We start from the raw sequence: 19,919 nt of genomic DNA, 5'->3' as shown, positions 1-19,919 counted from the left end.
AGATTGAAATTGGTCAAATATGTCCATTATTTCTATTAAAGCAAACAAACCTAGTTGATTAGTCTTTATCTAGTAGGTAAACTATAGATAAAGATAAATTGACGCTTAGCGATAGGTAGATAAAAATAAGCTATAGTTAAACTAGCGTTAAGAGGAGGGTTATCGTGACAAACAGAGTCCAGGCTAATAAGGATTTCATTACAGAAGCACTTCGTGACGATGCTTTATTCACTTCGTTGGTGCTTGATAAGGAATACAGTGCCAAACTATTTAAAGAAGATATACTAGAGTTGGATCCGAATGCCATGTATTCAACCACCGATTGTTCTGATAAGATCTTTAATATCGCTAATTCGACGTTAAGGTATTACGTTAGGATGCTAGAGGGATACTTAGAGATTTATGTAGAAGGTAGAAAGAAGCGATTGCCATTTCTCACCGTTTTTAAAATCCACATGACTTTACTGTCAATTGAGAGGGGAGAAACGATTTCCGATATTCAAGTTAAGTTATCGCTAAAGTCGATTCCTCAACAAAATGGCGGAAAAGCAAAAGGGAGTAAATATAATGAGGATACCTTAGATCAATTATTCTCGGAATTTGATAGAAGGCAGAATGTAATGATGAGAACCTTCACGCTACAAAACACAATCAATCTAATTGAAGTGGAGTTGTTGAGAAGGAGAACTGGAATAGCTGATAGAAAAAGACAAATTGAAGTTATAGAAGAAAAGATTAAAAATCATAGGTTAAATCGAAAAATGGATCGACAAGCTGCGAATGTGTTAAGAAAGAGTTTGGAGCAAAAGAAAAATACAGGTTTTTTCTCTTTCTTTGCAAAAAAAAGTACAGAAGATACTTTGAATATAGAATCTGACATACTAGTGGATGAAAGGGATATCAAAGCAGACCATATAGAAGTGGAATACATTGAAGAAATAGATACAATAAGGCAGAAGATTAGTCAAATGGAAGAAGAATCACTTGCTTTAGAAAAAAGGTTAAAATCAGAAACAGCACTTCTAACAAATGAAAGGGAAGTATTAGAACAAACTATGGAAGATTAATAGTTCTTTTTTATTTATTTTTGATCTTTGGGATAAGGTGGAAAATTGGAACCTCCCAAAATTTTTATATGTAAGCTTTCTAGAAGATGGATATTTAACCTTCATTTTGTAGATTCAAATTAGGAATAAGAGTATCCTTTTGCTTTATAGAGATCAATGATGGTTTAAAGCTTCTCAATGAGCTCTCTAGAGCTTTATAGCAAGTAAAAGGGGCCTTGCCCCTTAATTAAATACGTTGAATGCAGGAAAAGGATATAAGTTTAGGCCACCGTCTTGGGTGGTCTAATTTTTTTACAAAGTAGTTTCTTTTTTAAGGTATTACTTGCAGAATTTTTGGTGAAAAGCGATTTCCTGAAAGGTGTTATAGACTGCTGCTCACTTGGGCTGAATTTTCATAGCTGCCGTTTTAAGCTCGTCCCAACTAATTGAAGGTTTCTTCTGGTGATTGTATAAAATTTACAATAAATGAACCTTAATCTAACTAATATGGTTATTAATCTTTTCATTAGTTTTCAATATGTAATTGTTGAAAGGCTCATTGTTTTACAGTGAGTACATTAATCCTAATAATCCAATATTTTAAATTCTGTTTGAAGTGATCTATTTCGTAAATAAACAAATTTAATAAAAAGGCATATTTAATAAGAGAATACAGATTTAATAAAAGAAACAGAAGTAATAGGCATTTTTCTATTGTTAGATATATCCCTTGAGCGACAAGGGTTCTAGTCATTTCTAAGAGTCATTTTAACAGAGTTTCCACTTTCCCACATATAGAATGTAAATGAAGTCACATATACACAGGGCTTTTTTTTAACTATTTACATATTCACAGGAGTGTATTTTTAATATCCACTATTTCACAAGGTAACATTCGGAATCTATTAAGCGTAAAAAAATAATCCTTCTCGAAAATTCTGCCAAAATTCGTGACAGAGGAGGGAAGGAAAGACTTTTGTTTTAAGGGAATACTTTTAATATAGTTTTTGCGTATATTCGAATAGCCCTGTGAATGTCTTATTTTTTCACAAGGCTGGGTTAAGCTATTAAATTACACCGTGTAGCTCTGGTGCTTGGCCGGTTTGGGTGTACTCTCTGATTTTGGCTTCATGAATTAATTCATAAGGAATATTTTTTAAGGCCCCAGGAAGATACTTTCTAAAGGCCATTCTGAAAAAGGCCCCAATCGAGTAGAAATGGAAAGAACCTTTTCGTTGTTTTTCTGTATGTATATGAATACCAATCTGATCCATTGTTTGTAAAAAGAAGTTTTTCATGAATCGATCACGTATGGTGAAGCTTTCATCGTCCTCATCCATAAGATAGTTCAGTTTATTCATTACTTCCTGCTTAAAGGAAATCATGACATCGATTTGGTCTCTTGGTTTAAATTTAATTTGATGTCCATCAAAGAAATAGGTGAGCTCTTTTGATAGTTTCGCCATGAGTGAGTTGACATTGAATTCATCCGTGTTTTCTTCCACACATTCCGGCTTTAAGGAAAAGGAGGCTTTTTTAATCCATATTTGCTTCCCACGAATCTCTATCCCTGTGAATTCGATGGAAAAAAGAGCTTCTAAAACGCTTAAAGTTTTACGAACCCCTTTTGCATTTTTGTTTAGTTGAAGTTTAAGTGTCTTCATTGTCCGTTCTTGTTTTATTTTCTCCATTTCACCTGTCTTGCTGAAAGACAGACCAGTCCGGAACTGGTTAAGTAAGGATAAGAGAAGTTCGATACCTTCAGGGTTCGAGGTACGTACGAATTCTGCTAAAATATTCGTTTCAAAAAGGGCGTGTGGTATGATTAGGTAGTTGAGGGATACACCATTAAGTTCAGGTGTATTATACTTATCAACATCTTTTAACATGATAACAGGTAACCCTTCGTGGATTTCCTCTTTTACAAAATGATGATCTTCTAAAAATTTTTTTCCTCCCCAAAGGGTAGAATAAGAGATCCCAAGTTTCTTTGCCCAGTAAGAAAGATTATATTCCTTAAGCATGCCTCGTTGGTTTTGTTCTACTTGTAATTGGTTTAACATGGTCATATATACGACATAGGCAGAGGCAGGAGGGCGCTCAAATGACTGATCACGAAGAAAATGGAATTCTTTTAAGATGGCATGATGCATTCTAAAACCATCGATTCTTATTCTGGATTCTTTCATTTTAAGCCCTCCTCTCGTCTATTTTTCTAGTTTGAATTATAGCAGAATGGTAAAACAGGAAATGGTGTCCTTTATTAAGGGATTTTCAAAGTTGCACAACGTGTGCTCATCCCTTGGGGGGCAAGGGATTGAAAAAAACTCTAAATATTTTTGTGTGAAAGGAAACGTCATTTTTTCACACTGTTTGTGCATATTGTGAAAGGAAACGTCATGCTTTCATGGATAAGCAAATTAGGATAAACGTTGATATATCAATGTTTTCATAAAATTGTCCATCCATAAATGGACAAGAATAAAAAAACTTGCACAGAAATGTGTGCAAGTTTGTGTGAGAGCAAACGTCATAATTCTTCATTTTAGAACAAAAAGAGATAAATTTATGCACTATTTTGTGTGGGCTCCTAATGTTTTCTGAGATTTTGTTGGTGATGTAGGGGTGTAAAAGGTTGGTTGATTAAAAATGTTTTAAAAAATCCCAGATCAAAAGAGGGAATTGTGCACATTGTGAAAGGAAACGTCAAAATATAAAAAGTTGCACAGTTAATTATGGATGAGTGAGATGTGCAAGAAGGCGTCAAGCTAATGTGATGTTATTAATGGAAGATAAACTTGCATATCCATATCTTTGTGCACATTGTGAGAGCAAACGTCAAATGAAGGAAAAGTTGCAATCCCATATAATGGTGTGCTTGTTGTGAAAGGAAACGTCATTCTTTAATCATTAAGAGGGCTGAGATAAAAACTGGTATATCAACATTCTAATGAAAAAAGCCATTTATAATCGAACTAAAAGCGTAAAAAACTTGCACAAAAACGTGTGAAAGGAAACGTCATTTGCCTATTTATTTGACCTTGAAGGACATTACTTTATGCAAGGCTTTTGGTAAAGAATCTATATTTTAATAGAAGTTTTATAAACAGGCTTGTGCATATTGTGAGAGGAAACGTCAAAGGGAAGATAAGTTGCAATTTTATGGAAAGCAGCCAATAGACCAACGGGCACCAAACTTTATAATTATGGACGCTAGCGCAATTTAAAAAACTAAGTGCTCAGCTTGCCCTGAACCGATTGTTTATGTTTTTTTTCGTTCTACCTACTTGCAAATGGCTAAAAGCATCCCCTTTGCAAGTTTAAAGGGAAAATATTGCAAGTGAAAAGAGAAGACAAGAAGTGTTTTGTGCACATTGTGAAAGCAAACGTCAAAATATAAAAAGTTGCACGTTTAACTCATGTGTTGACAAAAGCAACAATACTCACTCATAATTACCATATTACTAGATTAGAAGGGGAACATTTATGGATTTTTTAGTAGGAGTTAAAGAGGTGGGGGAAATTCTCGGCTGGGATCGGAGAAAGGTTTCCACCTATCAACTGCGTGGCGTGCTTCCTAAACCAGTGGTCCACTTATACAGTGGTCCCATATGGTTTCGAAAACAAATCGAAATTTATAAGGTTGGGAAAGATTCTGGTGTCAGGACTTATTATATAAAAGATGATATGGTCTATGAATGTATGCATAATCAACCCTTCAAAGATACGATCTATTCCCCTAACGACATCAAAGAACAGATGGGAAATTATATCCTTTATCAGGAAAAGGACATCCAACAGTTGAAAAAAGCCATCTTAGAAAAAAATCCGATTGTTCAGTTCCTTTCTTTTGAGTCCGTTAGCTTTCTGCACGATTTGGGTATTTTGGAAACCGCTGTTTTTCAAGATTACATCCAACAGTACTCATTTGAGGACATAGAGTCGACAAAAGAAGGGCGGTTTAAAGAATAATGTTACTACCCCTGCAAACGAAATTTTTGAATGTCATGAAAACGATTTTCCCAGATTTTCCTCAACTCTTTGTCGAATGGAATATGGATATCAACCATCTTATGTCCGGTCAAGATGATTACCAGCCTAGCCAAACATTAAAAGCATTTTTTGTGATTTTGGATAGCTTGGTGAAAGATTATGGATTGAAATTCGAGGATATGGAACAATGGGTTGATGATTACATAGAAGAAATTAGAAATTTTGTCCTTCCACACATACAGATTATAGGAGAAGAGAATTCAGCACCTTCCCCAAAGTCTAACAACAGGGAAGTGATAAATGCCTTGCTGAATCAAAATTTTGCCGAGTCCGGCTCAGCCTTATTATTTCATAAATTAAGGGAGACCATCAGTAAAAATGAATTCGACATTGCAACTGAGATTCCTACTGCAAGGATTGCGGAGAGGGCTTTAGAAGCGACGGCTCAAGTGAGGGCAGAAAATGATTATCTGATGATGAAATCCAATGTAGCCATCGAACAATGGAAAAATCTCACCTCTCAAGCCATCACGTCGATGGATGACTTAACCGCAGATATTTTTGATATTGTCTCGATTCTTTGGATGCAACAGGCTACTCATAAGGACCAAATGATTCATTTCCATACGGATGATGCTTTGAATCTAAGGAGATTGCAAGGTCGGAAAGAAGATTTAGACGGCTATCAAATGTCTTATAGAAAAAAAGAACGGGACGATATCATGAAAAGGTTGGCCGCTCTCACAACGATATGGATAAGAATTGAAAAAGAGAATTTGAGGTTCATTAATGAGGACCAGGGAGATTTTGAGGAAATTGGACAAGTCCAGTTTAATCCCTTGTTTTTGGTGGATAGTGTGACGGTAGCCTATCGGGGGGATAACCCCATTGGTATTTATGAATGCAGCATTCGTCCAGGGGAATTGCTCGCAAACTTCTTATACGGTTCCCAAAGGAGCAGTGGGCTGCTTGCATTAAAGACTCTAGAATACCATCCAATTAAGCAAAAGTACCATAAACGGTTATCCAGGTACCTGTCCTGGCAGTGGAGGATTCGCCAGAAGAGTGCAGACTATCTCAGGGCTTATCATATTGGGGGAGACAAAGGGCTTTTAAAAGTCATGGATTTGGACGTGAATCCGCGATATGGTTCAAGGATCAGGGAACAATTTGAGGAAATATTGGACACGTTGCAGCAGGATGGAATCATCAAAGGTTGGAGCTATAAGGAAACAACCCTTGAGAAGCAAATTGAGCAGGAGAGAAATTGGTTCGCAAACACCTGGTTGAAGGCACGTGTCCAAATCATCCCACCTACTGAAATCACGGGAATGGGAGATGACCAGGACTTATTATTGATTGAGGATCAGGACTATGACACAGAGAATTTTCTAACTATGTTGAAGGGTATGACAGACAGGGAGACTGGTGCTACCAAGGAGATGGTTGAAGAAAAGCAGGTTTCTCCTGAAACGATAAATAAGGAAAGAACGGATCGGGGATTAAGCATTTTTGAGGCGGCTAAGGAAATGGGAATCTCCCATAGTACCTTGTCCAGGTATGAAAGGAATCTAATTAAACGCCCGTATACAGTCAGCTTAGAAAAGATGAAAGAGTGGTTAAATGCAAAATAAGCATCTAAACGGTGCTTATTTTTTTTGAAGATTTTCCTAACATATTATGCGGAGCATCATCTCAATAATTAGATAAATTCATCCTAATTTGCACTGAAATAAATATTGAGGAGATTAAAATTTTTGTGATTGAAATGAAGCAGAGAGCAAGGATTGCTGGTGGAAGTGCTATTGGTGACTAAGTTGCCTTGCTCGAAATATAATATTCCCTCAAAGGGCGAATGTTACATATCAAACTAAAACGGTGATTGTTACAGTCTGAAAAAAGTAACTAGCCACCGGCCAGGTCAAATGTTGCTACAAATACTAATAATAGATAGGACTTGTCTCCCTGTGTAAGCCAGTATGCCAATTCGATATCCGATAATATTGGGGTGATTATTGATGAAAATATTGTTGGATCAATAGTCCGTTGATATGAAATAGAAGAGAAGTTATTGGTTAACGATGGGGGCTAGTGTTGAACAGCGAAAAGCAAAGGTAATGAGCTTGGAGAAACTTATACAAGTTCATTACCTATGTAAGTTGCATTGTGAATGCATAGGTTCATATTTTGAAATTTTGTCTGAGATTAATGGTTTTTCCCTAGAGTTTCGTATATTCTATTCGGTTTCATCATCAAGCAGGCGCAGGATATTTTCTATGACACCCGCATGATCACCTTTTCGAAATTTATCAATAAAGTCTATATAAAGTAGCTCAAATACCTTTTCTAGTGTGTAGCCATGTCCTGGCTGAACTTCCTCCATATCGGCAAGCAAAATCTCTCCACGTAAGGCGTATTTCCTTCTCATGCGTAAATTCAACGTTTTTATTTCTTGGTTCTTTTCTTTATGGATTAATTTAAAAGCAGATTCCCCATACTTTTCAAGTCTTGAATCTTTACCAGCATACTGATCCAATGAGGTGAGCAATCGGAATATGGCATTTGAGTCTGGATTCTTTTTTGCAAATAGTAAAAAGTCATTATATAAAAGATTCATCAAGTCGTTTTGTTCGAAATGCAGGTCTGATAGCTCTTGAATATCTTCACAGAAAACTTCTGCTCTTAGAAATAGATTCAAGGGGACATCTATACTCAGTAAGATGGTTGAAGATTTATTTACTTTATGGAGTAGCTTTCCGATAAAGGTTGTTGATCCGATTAAAGATAGTTCTTCATCTATAAGATTGGCTTGGCTATATTTCCCCATCGGTTACGCCCCCTAGTTGCCTTTTTTTGTATGCTTCTATAAATATCCGATGAGCTGCTTTTCGAACGCTACATTTCCAACCGGCCGCATAATCGCCTATCCTTTGATACGTTTCATGATCTACTTTGCAATGAACCGTGTAAGGCTGGTCAGTATAGGTGACGTCAGGGTATACGAGCACCTGTTCAAGACCAAACAACAGTATTTCCGTGCCGAAAGCTGTTTTGGAGCCATTCCAGTATCGTCGGGATTCCCTTCTTAATATCATGTCCATGGGTTCGTCCACGGGAATTTTTATGTCATGAAGCTTATCCGAACGAACTTTTCTTTTTTGTGGTTCAATCGCTTTTTTATTAGAAGAAGAGAGAACCGGATTCAAATGTTTAACCTTTCCCATTTGGTTTTCCCCTTTCAGAATCGTCTTTTTCTTTGGGTTGGTTGGTCAGTTGGTTACATCGTTACGCTATGCCAAGAGTGGAGGGAGGTATATTTGCTAGGGATTATGGCAAGGCTTTTTTTTAAGTGAGGTGATACGAAATGAGTAAAGATATTTCAAAAGAACTGGCTGAAAAGCTTGCTAATAAGGCATCCACGCTACATTACGTAAAAAGCACAAATGAATCTAAAAAGAAATAATTAGCCTAAAATAATCTTAATTCCACCCTGTTCAGTGAGTTTGTATGGGGCTTGATTCTGTTTGGTAATATAGTTTTGATCTGTCCAGCAACCCTCTTCATCCCGCCCCCAATCCGGGCAGGGGAGAGGGACGTCAGCAATTTTATGTTTTTGAAGGATACTTTTATACTCGTTTGAATGTGCGGCAACAAATAAGGCCAAACGGATAATTTGATTACGGTCTAGATCGGTCGCTTTGTACACATTCTCTATATAATTTTTATAAATGTCCGGGTATCTTACGGTAGGTCTATACACCATTTTCCTTCCTCCTTTTTAAATAGTATATGGACGTCTACTGGTTAAAATGCCATTTGGTCAAATATGGTTTAGTGCAAAAATTCTGAGATTGATTAAGGGATAATTAAACTAGATTAGTCTGGTCTGGTTTTTAAAAAACCCAAACTAGTCTAATCTAGATTAGACTAGTTTGGTGTGGTTTAGTTTATTTTGTTATTTGAAGCCAAGGAACTTTCAATAAAGAGGGATAGTGAAAAAAAGAAAGAAAATTCGTCTGTTTGTTTTACTACTACACCGTTGGATCGAGTAAGTAAGATAAGGCATCTATCATCATGTCCACTTTACCTGATTCAATTTTGGTTTTTTCTTTCATGATATTAATTATTTAAAAGACAAAATAATACCATTACTGATAAGAACTAAATAATTCATACTAAGTATAAAAAACTAAAAGGATAAAAAATGGTACCACTATCATGAAAATTGAAATGAAGAAATAGCGAAACTGTTTAAGTGTGGTTAATTTATGGGGCTTTAAGAATGGCATAATCTTATTATTTTTAATGGACTTCTTCATCTAAACTTTTTATCTGTCGTATTACATATTCTTTATTTTTATTTTTAAAATTAGCTAATACTTTTAGTAAGTTTTCCGTGTCCTTGAGGGACATACTTTCTGCTTCTAAGTACTTTTCCAAAAGTGCTCCTTTTTGAATCAGTCTGCGCGTTCGTTCTTTTCTGGATTCGTTTGAAACTTTATGTTCTAAAACCCTCTTCTTTTGCTCCAGAACCTTTATTCTGTCCTTCATTTTTTGTAATTCTTCGTTAGGCATATAAATTACCCTTTAGGTGGATTTCGTAAAAAAATCTTCTCTTCCACATTATCCTGTTTTGAAGAAGAGACTTCACTTAATGATTTTACTTGATTATTAAATGAATCTATTAATTCCTTTGCTTCATTCACATCCTCCACTTCCCATGAATCCATTAGATATTTCCCAATTTCCCTTTGAGTGTTGTTCAATATCCTTTTCTGTTTTTCTTTCAATTTTTTGATTTGCTCTTCAATACTTAAAATTTGTTCTTTTGTATTCCGCTTTACCAACACCAGCACCCCTTATGGATATTTTTCCTAATTGTAACACTTGTCCTAAAATATGGATAGTGATAGAATAATCCCGAAGATATTGATCAAGGGCGCACTTATATACCACTATCGTGATATTGTGCTTTGGCTTCTCCTTCGGAGAAACCAATTTCGTGAAGCGTCTGAAAAATTCGCTTCGCTCATGTTAGGAAAAGAAAGGGAGGTGCATGAACCGTGGCCATCTATCATTTCTCCAATCAGATTATCTCAAGAAAAAAGCAACAAAATACCATTGCTGCAGCTGCATATCGTTCCGGTGAGAAATTAGTGGATGAAAGAACCAATGAGTCCAAGTTTTATAAAAGACAAGTGGAACCGATCACTCATATTCTTGCGCCAAGTCATGCACCTAAATGGGTATATGATCGTCAGCAATTGTGGAATGAAGTGGAGAAAGTAGAAAGACAATGGAATGCCCAACTGGCCCGTGAAATGAATGTAGCCTTACCTAAGGAGCTATCTCATGAAGTGCAAGAACAATTAGCCATTGAATTTTGTAAGGAGGTTTTCGTGAAGGATGGCATGGTTTCAGATTTAGCGATCCATAGGGATGATGAAGAAAATCCACACTTTCATATCATGTTAACCATTCGGCCTTTTAATGAAGAGGGGACATGGGGAAATAAACAAGTGAAGGTCAAAGAAGTTATTAATGGAAAACAACAAATAAAAGCCACACATACAACGGATTGGAATACCAAAGAAAAGCTTGTTTACTGGAGAGAGCAGTGGGCGACTTATGCTAATCAATACTTAGAGAAAAATGGTTTTCCTGAAAGGATCACACATTTATCGAATAAAGATCAAGGGCTTGAATCACTCCCGACCATTCATGAAGGAGTGGTTGCAAGGCAGCTGCAAAATGAAGGGAAAGAATCGGAAAGAATTCGATTAAATATGGAGCGTAAAGAGTACAACAAAATCATCATGGAACTGTCAGAGGTGAAGAAAGAAAAACAGAGAAAAGAAAGAACAGAGAAGTTTGTTCGCCGCTTTACTCCTTTAGAGAAAAAACAACTGCGTGAGTCAGCCAAATCCTTGCGGATTTTTGTCAATTACGAAAACATTAACACCAGAAGGAGCCAGTTAGACAAATGGCATGCGCGGCTAGAGTTTAGTCAGGATTCCATTGATGCATTAAAAAAAATGAACCGGATTGAAAGAGAAAGGGACGTGTTAGATCAAGCTGAAAATATTTTGGGAAATGAGGCCTGTAGGTTTTTAGAAAAGTATTATCCGAATTTTAATATGGAGGAATTATCTAAAGAACAAAAGATTGAAGTGGTAGAAATGACGGTCACGCAGAATAAAAGGATAAGTAGCCATGAAATTGAAAAAGTCATACTTGATTTAGAGAAAAAACAATTCGAAAAGGACTTGTACGTCTTACTGAATAATAGACCAAAGTTTGTTCTTTCCATACAAAAAGAAATAGAACGTGCAGAAAAGCAGTTCAAGAATTTGCGTTTGAAAAATGGGGTTAATTTTGCTGATGGATCAACCATCCAAAATGCTTCTGAAAAAGAGTTACGTAAAATGCAGTTATTATTAAAACAAAAAGAGAATTTGAATAAATCATTAGGCCTGTTGGGACTGCTTTATGACCACCAACTTCAAGTTATGTATCCTAATTGGGATGGACGTAATTATTTATCGATTGAACAAAAGGAATTCTTTGTCATGGCAGAAGAGTATTATGGGAAAAACATTACGCCTGAGGATTTTTCAAACCCACCAAGAAAATACTCTAAAGATGAACAAATCGAAATTATTTCCTCTATTTATCAAATAAGTAAAGGTCACAGGAATTCATCCAGACGACATCAATCTATTGAGCTCTTAAATAAGAAGTATCCAGATTTCCAAACGGATAATCAATCTTATAAACATATGTTCTATTATGAGTGTATGCGATATTCTGACGAAATTGGCCAAGAACGAATGAATCAACTTCAACGTGCCTTTGATGTCCAGTCTGTTGGTAAAGAAGAGGACTTTCAACTTGGGCATTCCACCACTTTTGATTCGAAATCTAATCATCATTCATATTCCTTGCCTTATGATGGTTCCGATTTCTTTTCTATTCTTGAGAGCGCCATCCGTGAAGCTGATCGAAAATGGAGGGAAGATGAACTTGAACAGAAGAATAATAACAAGAGCAAAAGACAAAAGGGGATGGAACGCTAATATTGGGGTTATTTGATGGATGTCGAACATATTCTAGCGTTCTGGTCGAAGGCTTGCTATCTCACCCTTTTTCGTAAGGTGGACAACAAAGCAGATAAAATCAGCAGGATCACTACCTTGAAGCATTTTTGAGGGTCCTCAAGCTATAACCTATGGTCCAATGATTATGTAGACCCAATCTGTTTTTGTTGAAGTTAGAAATCTGAGTCATATAGCTAGAGAAGGCTTTTATTGTTCATCCCCTGTGCATGCGATTAAGAAAGTAGGATTAGAATAAGTTCCATTATCTTCTACATATTGGAGACTTTATTTGTAACTGGAAAAGATGCACATCAATAAATGGAAATTAAAGGGGGTTATATTTTTGACCATTAGGAAGAGAGCATATGAAAATATTAGTGATTGAATAAAATAAAAAAAAACCAACAATCTCAGAATCATTGGATGAGTGTTGTCATGATTTAAGCTATGTTTTAAACATGCCAGTGAAAGATGTGGGGGAGCATTTTATCATGGCAGCGATAAACAGCAGGGAATCCATTGAAAGCTGTCCATGTATTTCAAAAGAGACTACAGGCATAGTAACACGATATTTCGAGGGGATCCTGAAGCAGAGGTAATCTAGAAGAGGAATATCATTCAGAAGGAAAGGCTTCATTTAAGATTCAAGGCATCCGATCATGAAAGAATCAGTTCTTTGGCCTACTCAATGGATTGCAGTATCAGTTTGGCGACAACAATGCTGCTGACGTCTGGCATTCGTAATGCAGAAATCTTCAATGAAGTGGTGGATTCCGAACTTGTCCGTCTGCTCGATCCAGAAAGGCTTAAAAGGTTGCGGGTCATCCAGAAGTACATAAACAAATTAAATGGTGATTCTAAGATATCGATCTTTCTAATTGTGGCTTATGTAGCACATGAAGTAGTGGACACGACAAAAACCATGCACGAAAAAGTGAATGATTGTATAGATGCCAATATAAAAAATATTGAGTGAAAAAAACCAATTAAATTATACCATTATAAAAATAAGTCCCTCAGTCAATCTTCAAAGTCATGCATAAGACCTTTAGTAGTATAAAGGTTTCATAATTAACATAATGTAACTCACAGATTACTCAACAATCAATGCTACAATTATTATGAGGTGGTAACTTTGTTTATTTCTCCAAAGCTTTTGCACAAAACAGAGCAACCCTTCGATGATGGGGATATCATAAATGAGCTGAAGCTTGATGGTATCAGATTAATACTTTCTAAGTTTGATGATCGAGTAAAGTTGTACACTCGTCATAACAATGAGGTCAGTTCTAAATTTCCTGAATTGCTTCAGGTAAATATTCCGGAAGGAACTATACTTTACGGTAAAATTATCTTAACTGACCAACAAGGAAAGCCTGATTTTGAAGCAATGATGCAAAGATTTCAATCTAAGAAATCAGAACATACTATACAATATTGCGTGTTTGACGTAATTTATCATAAGGGTCAAAAGGTAACTGATTTACCTCTACACGAGAGAAAAGAACTGCTTGAAGAAATAGTGGAAGATTCCAATTTAATTTGCAAGGTAAAATGGATGTATGGTAATGGCTCGGCTTATTTTGAGCTTGTAAAACAGCAAGGGCTTGAAGGGATCGTCCAGAAGAAAGCAAATTCGAAATACCAGATTGGTAAACGATCATATGACTGGCTTAAGGTTATCAATTATCAATATACTGATGCAGTGATTACCGGATTAAGAAAAGATGAATTTGGTTTGCTTCTAGGGATTGAAGAAAACAATCGGATAAAGCCAGCTGGCATAATGGAGTTTGTTACTCCTGCAGCCAGAAAACAATTCTATAGCCAGTATGAAGATTTAATAGTAGATGAAAACAAAAAGTTCATTTTTTTAGAACCAAAGATTAAGTGCAAAGTTAAGTTTGGAAATTATACATCGGTTGGACTTTTGCGAATTCCGTCTTTTATAGAATATATATTCTAGACGTCTATCTATCCGATAGGCGTTTTTTTGTTTGTGTCCTTTGCTTCACCAGTAGATAGTGGGTTAACATACCTCTGCATTATGGGGTGACGTCAGGAAAATCCGTTTTACAAGATAAGCATTTTGATATACGTCTTATGAGACATTATGAAATCCTAATTTCACAGTATACTTGATTTAAGAAGTACGCCAAAACGCCAATCCCATATCTATAAGGGATTGGCGTTTATTTGATTTTTATCGATTAAGCACGATATTATAAATAAGTTATTATTTGTTCCAAAACTCGTCCTTTTCTGAACACATCACTGTTCGACACCAAAAAAGGTTCAGCCTGGTTGTATTGTTATCATCCATTATCGTCAAGGGTTTAATGGGTTAGACTTTATTTTGGGTAAAGAGCAGGTTTTCGTGGTAGATGGTGGCGGCGGGAATCGCCGCCATAGAAGTTTCTTATGGAACTAGAGAGGTAGTATAGTTGAAAAAGCTTAGTGTAAACGCACAGTGAATGACGTTTGCTTTCACAATATGACTGTATGGATATGTGTAGTACAGTCTCTCAGTTTATTCGTACTGTTCATTGTCAATTGCTTACACTAGTGCTAGTGTTAAAAGACATAGTGTCTTTTCCTATGAGAAGGAGAGTACGCTATGCTAAGTGTAGAGGAACGCTTTCTAATAATAAGAGAACTTGGACGTTTACTAATTGATTTTAATAATCTTCGCAATGTCTTAGGGATGACTGCTATTTATTAGCGGTCTTTTTTAATGCACAGTTTTTGTCCACTGAATATCACACTAACTTTCTTTTGATAAAGTTGAAATATTGTTGGTTTTTACTCAAACAACTGGATTATAAATCCTAATTATAGCTTCTACATAATTGTGAAATTCAGGAAGAGTTGTATTCCTGCGCTCAGCACGTGTATTAGTTCCAAAGAATGCGTAACGTTGTGCAGTGGATATCTCTAATTGCAATCCCATTCTCTTTGTTCCTTTATTGCAAATGTTGTCGGGGTCGCTACCAGCGAGGTATCCCCCAACAGGTACAATTTCACAACTAAAACCAGCAGCGGTTAAAGCTTCAAATGCAGATTGTTTTGCATTTGAATCACGACCGCCAATCATTGTGTGTTTATTTACTGTATCGCTGTAACCGTGAAAAGCTATAATATGTTCAGTTTCTCCAACCATATCCAAACAAATTGGCTCATCAAAATTAGTTGAAGTGATGTGTAATTCATGATTGTTTGAAGTCCTCCAACCTTCAAAAGCATATTCAGAAAAAATCCCATTAGCTGAGAATAAAACAAGTTCAGAAGTCCCTATTTCTATTCCTCCACCATGTGGTGTCATCATGAGAATATTTGAATTTCGTTTTGTAGCTTCAATATGGTAATCTATTTCAACCACCGTATTTGCTTTTAATTCATTAAAATTCGCATAGATATCTTTTGCCATTTTCATTCCTCTTTTCTGTTCGATATAGTTAGAACTGATCAAACACCATTACCTTTAAAAACAAATAGCAGCAATAAAGACCCGTTACACCTAAAACATTAGTATTCACGGAGCGCCAATCTCGTTCTTCCACAGTTTCATTACCGGATGACTTACATTAAGTTCCTTTTGTATATCTTTATCTAGCCTAAAATCTTCCTTTTGCTACTTATACCATTCCAGGGTGAAGTATTCCGGCCTATTCAAGACAATGTATTTGTTACCACGCATCGGATCTGACGCTTCTTCCAATGTGTAACCAGCTTCTATACGATATCGAAACGTTTCATACGGAATATCGTTGTCTAAAGCTTTTTCTCTCCATAACTCAGATATTGATTTCACCCCTTAATCACCGTCCGTGTAAATAATCCACCAAAATACAGTACTGCCCCTATTAAAAATGCATCGACTATTGGCATGTGTTTATCCTCCTTAGAGGGGAAAACCCCTCACTTCATTTTTCTGGAAAACTAACTGTGTCCTCAATATTTTTTAAATACCGTTCAGACTTCTTTAGGAAGCTTTTCGCTTGTTCAAAAGCTGTATGATTCCGGTTAGATGACTTTGTTTTAGTTGATCCAGTGGAATATCCCAATTCTTCTTTATCTTCTCGTCGAATTGTTCTTCTGTTCCCCTAGCTTCTTTCCATTGTTCAAGCACTTCCTCTACTGTTAGTTGTGGTTATGCCCAATCTGGTAACAATGGTACTCTCCAATATATTGTTGTTTCTTATCCTTGGTTTTGGCTTGATTATATCCGTTCATGTTTTTAGGTCTTTCTAACGTGCATTCAGCGAAGTTTTCCGTCAGGTACAAATACCTTGCGATTCCATAATCACTGGCAACACCCCTTTTAAACGCTCCTGATATACCACCTTTGAAAGCTTCCATTTGTGTTTCACTTGCTCCGTTTTCTTTATAAATCCAACCTTTATCCGTGAACCCCCCTAAGGGACAAATCATATTACCTTCTGCGGATCGGTATTCATCTGTCCAACCATCCCAACCAAACACTTCATTCAGCCTTTGTTGTATCGCTCTTGCTTGCACATAGGCTAATACAATAAAAAAAACCGGATAAGGGACACTTTTTTATGTGTGTCCGTTATCCGGGGTATAGTTCATACATTTCCGCAACTTTTCTCAAAACTTGCAGTCAGTTATTAGTCCAAGCATATAAATCACCCTTCTATATAATAATGTGAGGTGATAAAAAGATGGTGAAAATTTTTTTAGACCCAGGACATGGTGGTTCTGATCCAGGGGCTTCGGGGCATGGTCTTCAGGAAAAGAAACTAACCTTACAAATAGCCACATACCTTAAAGATATCTTAATCAATGAATATGAAGGTGTTTCAGTACTGTTAAGTAGGACAAGCGATCAGACAGTTAGCTTAAGTCAAAGAACAGATGCGGCTAACAAATGGGATGCTGATTATTTTCTTTCCATTCATATTAATGCAGGAAATGGTACAGGCTTCGAAAGCTATATTTATCCAGGAGTAGGAGTACCTACTACCACTTACCAAGATTTCATTCACGAAGAGATATTAAAGCGAGTAGATTTTACTACTCGAGGTAAAAAAACTGCCAATTTCCACGTATTACGAGAAACTATAATGCCAGCATTATTAACTGAAAATGGGTTCATTGATAATGTCAATGATGCTAAAAAATTAATATCTAGGAGTTTTTTAATTAATATTGCTAGAGGACACGCTAATGGATTGGCAAGAGCATTTAAGTTAACTAAAAAACCTACTATTCTGTTTAAGGTTCAAATAGGTGCTTTTAGCGACAAGTCTAATGCAGACAGCCTTGCTTCAGAAGCAAAATCTAAAGGGTTCGATTCGATAGTTATACTTAAAGATAAATTATACAAAGTCCAAATTGGTGCCTTCTCATCTAAAGAAAATGCTGAAACTCTAGCGAATAGAGCAAAGAATGCTGGGTTTTCTTCTTTTGTATATCAAGAGTAATTTTTAGTTTCTAGATGTCAGTCCTTTTTTTCTGTATAAGATTATATTTTTATCAACGGGTGCGTTACTTACAGATCGGGGCTGCCAACTGAACTGACCCCCTAAAGTTAGACAGGTTATTTCGTTAGGCAGCCCGTTGGGCATGAGCTCGGTATTGTACCGGGCACATGCCTTTCTTACGATTAGTCAATGTCTTTGTTTGAATTAATTTATTAGTATTGGAGTTAGTATAGTTTCATGGACACATTTTAGTTAAGTCCTTACAATGATTTTTGAGAGGATGTGTCCGTAAGCAAGAGGGACCAACGGCTGATATCTCTTTATAAAAGGAGCTGTAAAAATTTCCACCAACCCATTTTCTTATTGAATTAGTGTTATTTCCTTCTTATTAAACTATCGCCATTTTAGTTTAACAAGAAACAATAAGACGATTTTTTCCCTTAGAGAGGAAAAATCGTTTTTTCAATTCCAAAAAATGTCTTAGCGTGGGTTTTACGTTAAAATGTTGACGGTACCCCTTATTAAGCTAATAAAAATCAATAATTCTTTCTCACAACTACAATAATTCACCTTAAACTAATAGGCGCAAGAAATGAGTCCGATTCTACTTTAGTGGCTACTTTTAAATATCATAAATATTAATAATCTTGCAAAAAAGTGAATAAGGTAAAACAGTATATTCATGAAGGGGGAGTCTAATTGAAACACTTTACAAAATGGATAAATCAGACGTTCAATCATTATCCCAGAAAAAAATTGACTCTCTTTATGGGTGCTCAATACAAACCGCAAACATTTGGACAACCAGTTGAACGAAACCAAACTTCGTTAATAAGTACCAGAGATGCCGAAAAATACTTTCGTCCTTCCCGCCTCCCTATTAAAAATGCCCTTGTCAAGATCAGCCAATTTTTTGATCCCTATTATGAAAAAAACTACAAAGAAATTAAACTCCCTGCAACATTAACTCGGACTCCTGATGAAACTGTTTTAAACTACTTTAGTATTTTAAGAGAGGCAGAAAACCTCACTCAAAACCAGCTGGGTGGTTGTGGAACTGTCGGGATGGCAAAGTTGCCCTATCCAATTGCTTATAACTTTTTTACTAAAGACTATCACAAAAGGGTTTCCTATAATGAATATCTTCAATCGTTTGCTGGAATTGGACATCTAAATTTAATTAAGATGAACAGACTTCCTGATGAAAAAGGTATTGTTCCTTATTTCATTGAACTAGAAAGCATCGAAGGTTCATCAAAAGGTGTCACCTATTTTGCTTATTATTACGGTTATGTCCAATTAAAAAAAGTTCAAACCCTGTATAAAATTGAACAGATGAAATTGTACGGAGAGGACTTCCTATGTGCACCCTATCATCTCTGGCAGCATGATGCGGAAGCAGTCGTTGCTATTATGTATGGAGAATGGTGCAAATTAATAAAAAAACAGCTACCTACTAAACAAGATGGTTACGTCAAAACCATTGATTATATTGGTGCGGATGGAGCCGATTATCGGTTTATCTTTTATCAATTAACAAATGATACAGATGTATTAATTTCTCAATATAAAAAGGATTCTGAAGGAAACTGGGAATCCATCAGAATTGATCCTGTCAAATGTCTAAAAAACTAAGCGTGATATTAAAGAAACTCGAACCTTTACTCTAAGGCACATTAAATGAATGTTCTTTTTTCTTTGTGAAATATTATACTTAAACTATGGGGTGCTTTAGTTCATTAACAAGGGTTGCTGCGGCAGCCTTTTTTGTATGAAAACACATTAGTAAAAAAGCCATGCTAAAATAAACCCTCCATATTCTCATTTTTTTGATGGGGGTAAATGTCCTATTTCGTTATTTTAACTGGTTATGCAGTTTGTTGTTCAGATGGAGCGATTGTATAGCCTTTCTTTTTTAGGTATTTGATCATTTTTAAATCTTTGTTATTTTGTTTTTCTTCAAGGTAATTTGAGCCTAGTTCATGATAAGGTTCTCCTGTTTTTAAGATGTTGTAAGTAATCGTTAATAGTAAATGGGCAGAAGCGATTCGTCCCTTCATTTTTCCTTGCCGTTTGGTAATCCTTTTTCGATGTGAAGCCATTCGATTATTTTGCCTTGATGTCGCTAATACACATTCTACGGCCATCGTTTTTAAAGCTTTATTTCCTTGTGTGGTTTTACTCGTTTTTTTTTTACCAGCACTTTCGTAATTTCCAGGACTCACACCAGCCCAAGAGGCAAGATGTTTAGCGGACTTAAATACGGACATATCAACGCCCATCTCTGCAATAAAAGTAGCCGCCGCAGCTTTGTTCACACCAGGTATACCATCCAA

The 19,919-nt window shown here is 36.1% G+C and carries 19 protein-coding genes; 8 read left to right on the top strand and 11 right to left on the bottom strand.

Going from position 1 to position 19,919, the window contains the following annotated elements; translation table 11 throughout:
• Positions 1 to 164: 164 nt before the first annotated feature.
• Positions 165 to 1,067, top strand: coding sequence for a hypothetical protein (locus ACFRAK_RS14855; protein ID WP_387704595.1), 903 nt, complete (start codon positions 165 to 167; stop codon positions 1,065 to 1,067).
• Positions 1,068 to 2,113: 1,046 nt separating this feature from the next.
• Here ACFRAK_RS14855 and ACFRAK_RS14850 read toward each other — a convergent pair.
• The gene (locus ACFRAK_RS14850; protein ID WP_387704593.1) at positions 2,114 to 3,235 is read right to left on the bottom strand and encodes a hypothetical protein; all 1,122 of its coding nucleotides are present in this window, start codon (positions 3,233 to 3,235) and stop codon (positions 2,114 to 2,116) included.
• Positions 3,236 to 4,532: 1,297 nt separating this feature from the next.
• Between ACFRAK_RS14850 and ACFRAK_RS14845 the strand changes: the two genes are divergently transcribed.
• Entirely contained in the window at positions 4,533 to 5,018 is a 486-nt protein-coding gene (locus ACFRAK_RS14845) for a hypothetical protein (protein ID WP_387704591.1), read from the top strand.
• Positions 5,018 to 6,673, top strand: a complete 1,656-nt coding sequence (locus ACFRAK_RS14840) for a helix-turn-helix domain-containing protein (protein ID WP_394571991.1) — start codon at positions 5,018 to 5,020, stop codon at positions 6,671 to 6,673. Before ACFRAK_RS14845 ends, ACFRAK_RS14840 begins: the two co-directional genes overlap by 1 nt.
• A 602-nt stretch (positions 6,674 to 7,275) precedes the next feature.
• Here the strand turns inward: ACFRAK_RS14840 and ACFRAK_RS14835 are convergent.
• The 5 genes from ACFRAK_RS14835 to ACFRAK_RS14815 all read right to left on the bottom strand — a co-directional run bounded on the left by ACFRAK_RS14835 (position 7,276) and on the right by ACFRAK_RS14815 (position 9,886).
• Entirely contained in the window at positions 7,276 to 7,866 is a 591-nt protein-coding gene (locus ACFRAK_RS14835; RefSeq protein WP_394571990.1) for a hypothetical protein, read from the bottom strand.
• A complete protein-coding gene (locus ACFRAK_RS14830) occupies positions 7,853 to 8,263 on the bottom strand; it encodes a hypothetical protein (RefSeq protein WP_387704585.1) in 411 nt (136 codons plus the stop codon). Before ACFRAK_RS14830 ends, ACFRAK_RS14835 begins: the two co-directional genes overlap by 14 nt.
• A gap of 239 nt (positions 8,264 to 8,502) precedes the next feature.
• Entirely contained in the window at positions 8,503 to 8,802 is a 300-nt protein-coding gene (locus tag ACFRAK_RS14825; RefSeq protein ID WP_394571989.1) for a hypothetical protein, read from the bottom strand.
• Positions 8,803 to 9,341: 539 nt separating this feature from the next.
• Complete coding sequence (locus ACFRAK_RS14820) at positions 9,342 to 9,614, bottom strand: DUF3847 domain-containing protein (RefSeq protein WP_394571988.1); 273 nt, start codon at positions 9,612 to 9,614, stop codon at positions 9,342 to 9,344.
• 5 nt (positions 9,615 to 9,619) lie between these two features.
• Positions 9,620 to 9,886: a hypothetical protein gene (locus ACFRAK_RS14815; protein ID WP_394571987.1), complete on the bottom strand. Its 267-nt coding sequence runs from the start codon at positions 9,884 to 9,886 to the stop codon at positions 9,620 to 9,622.
• 216 nt (positions 9,887 to 10,102) lie between these two features.
• Between ACFRAK_RS14815 and mobQ the strand changes: the two genes are divergently transcribed.
• The 3 genes from mobQ to ACFRAK_RS14800 all read left to right on the top strand — a co-directional run bounded on the left by mobQ (position 10,103) and on the right by ACFRAK_RS14800 (position 14,102).
• Entirely contained in the window at positions 10,103 to 12,115 is a 2,013-nt protein-coding gene (gene mobQ, locus ACFRAK_RS14810; protein ID WP_394571986.1) for a MobQ family relaxase, read from the top strand.
• A 727-nt stretch (positions 12,116 to 12,842) separates the two neighbouring features.
• Positions 12,843 to 13,112, top strand: a complete 270-nt coding sequence (locus tag ACFRAK_RS14805) for a hypothetical protein (protein WP_394571985.1) — start codon at positions 12,843 to 12,845, stop codon at positions 13,110 to 13,112.
• Positions 13,113 to 13,271: 159 nt separating this feature from the next.
• Positions 13,272 to 14,102, top strand: a complete 831-nt coding sequence (locus tag ACFRAK_RS14800) for an ATP-dependent DNA ligase (protein WP_394571984.1) — start codon at positions 13,272 to 13,274, stop codon at positions 14,100 to 14,102.
• An 840-nt stretch (positions 14,103 to 14,942) separates the two neighbouring features.
• Here ACFRAK_RS14800 and ACFRAK_RS14795 read toward each other — a convergent pair.
• From ACFRAK_RS14795 to ACFRAK_RS14780, 4 genes are all read right to left on the bottom strand, one after another.
• Entirely contained in the window at positions 14,943 to 15,563 is a 621-nt protein-coding gene (locus ACFRAK_RS14795) for a poly-gamma-glutamate hydrolase family protein (RefSeq protein WP_394571983.1), read from the bottom strand.
• Positions 15,564 to 15,767: 204 nt separating this feature from the next.
• Entirely contained in the window at positions 15,768 to 15,947 is a 180-nt protein-coding gene (locus ACFRAK_RS14790; protein WP_394571982.1) for a hypothetical protein, read from the bottom strand.
• 171 nt (positions 15,948 to 16,118) lie between these two features.
• On the bottom strand, positions 16,119 to 16,265 hold the full coding sequence (locus tag ACFRAK_RS14785) for a hypothetical protein (RefSeq protein WP_394571981.1): 147 nt from the start codon (positions 16,263 to 16,265) through the stop codon (positions 16,119 to 16,121).
• 11 nt (positions 16,266 to 16,276) lie between these two features.
• Entirely contained in the window at positions 16,277 to 16,654 is a 378-nt protein-coding gene (locus ACFRAK_RS14780; protein WP_394571980.1) for an RAD52 family DNA repair protein, read from the bottom strand.
• A gap of 167 nt (positions 16,655 to 16,821) precedes the next feature.
• Here ACFRAK_RS14780 and ACFRAK_RS14775 point away from each other — a divergent pair, with 167 nt between their 5' ends.
• The gene (locus ACFRAK_RS14775) at positions 16,822 to 17,583 is read left to right on the top strand and encodes an N-acetylmuramoyl-L-alanine amidase (protein ID WP_394571979.1); all 762 of its coding nucleotides are present in this window, start codon (positions 16,822 to 16,824) and stop codon (positions 17,581 to 17,583) included.
• A gap of 699 nt (positions 17,584 to 18,282) precedes the next feature.
• Complete coding sequence (locus tag ACFRAK_RS14770) at positions 18,283 to 19,218, top strand: hypothetical protein (RefSeq protein WP_394571978.1); 936 nt, start codon at positions 18,283 to 18,285, stop codon at positions 19,216 to 19,218.
• A 233-nt stretch (positions 19,219 to 19,451) separates the two neighbouring features.
• On the opposite strand, the gene ACFRAK_RS14765 is transcribed toward ACFRAK_RS14770, so the two are convergent.
• The gene (locus ACFRAK_RS14765) at positions 19,452 to 19,919 is read right to left on the bottom strand and encodes a transposase (RefSeq protein WP_394571977.1); all 468 of its coding nucleotides are present in this window, start codon (positions 19,917 to 19,919) and stop codon (positions 19,452 to 19,454) included.

It is taken from the genome of Peribacillus sp. NPDC056705, assembly GCF_043656335.1.
This window is presented reverse-complemented; position numbering and strand designations above follow the sequence as displayed.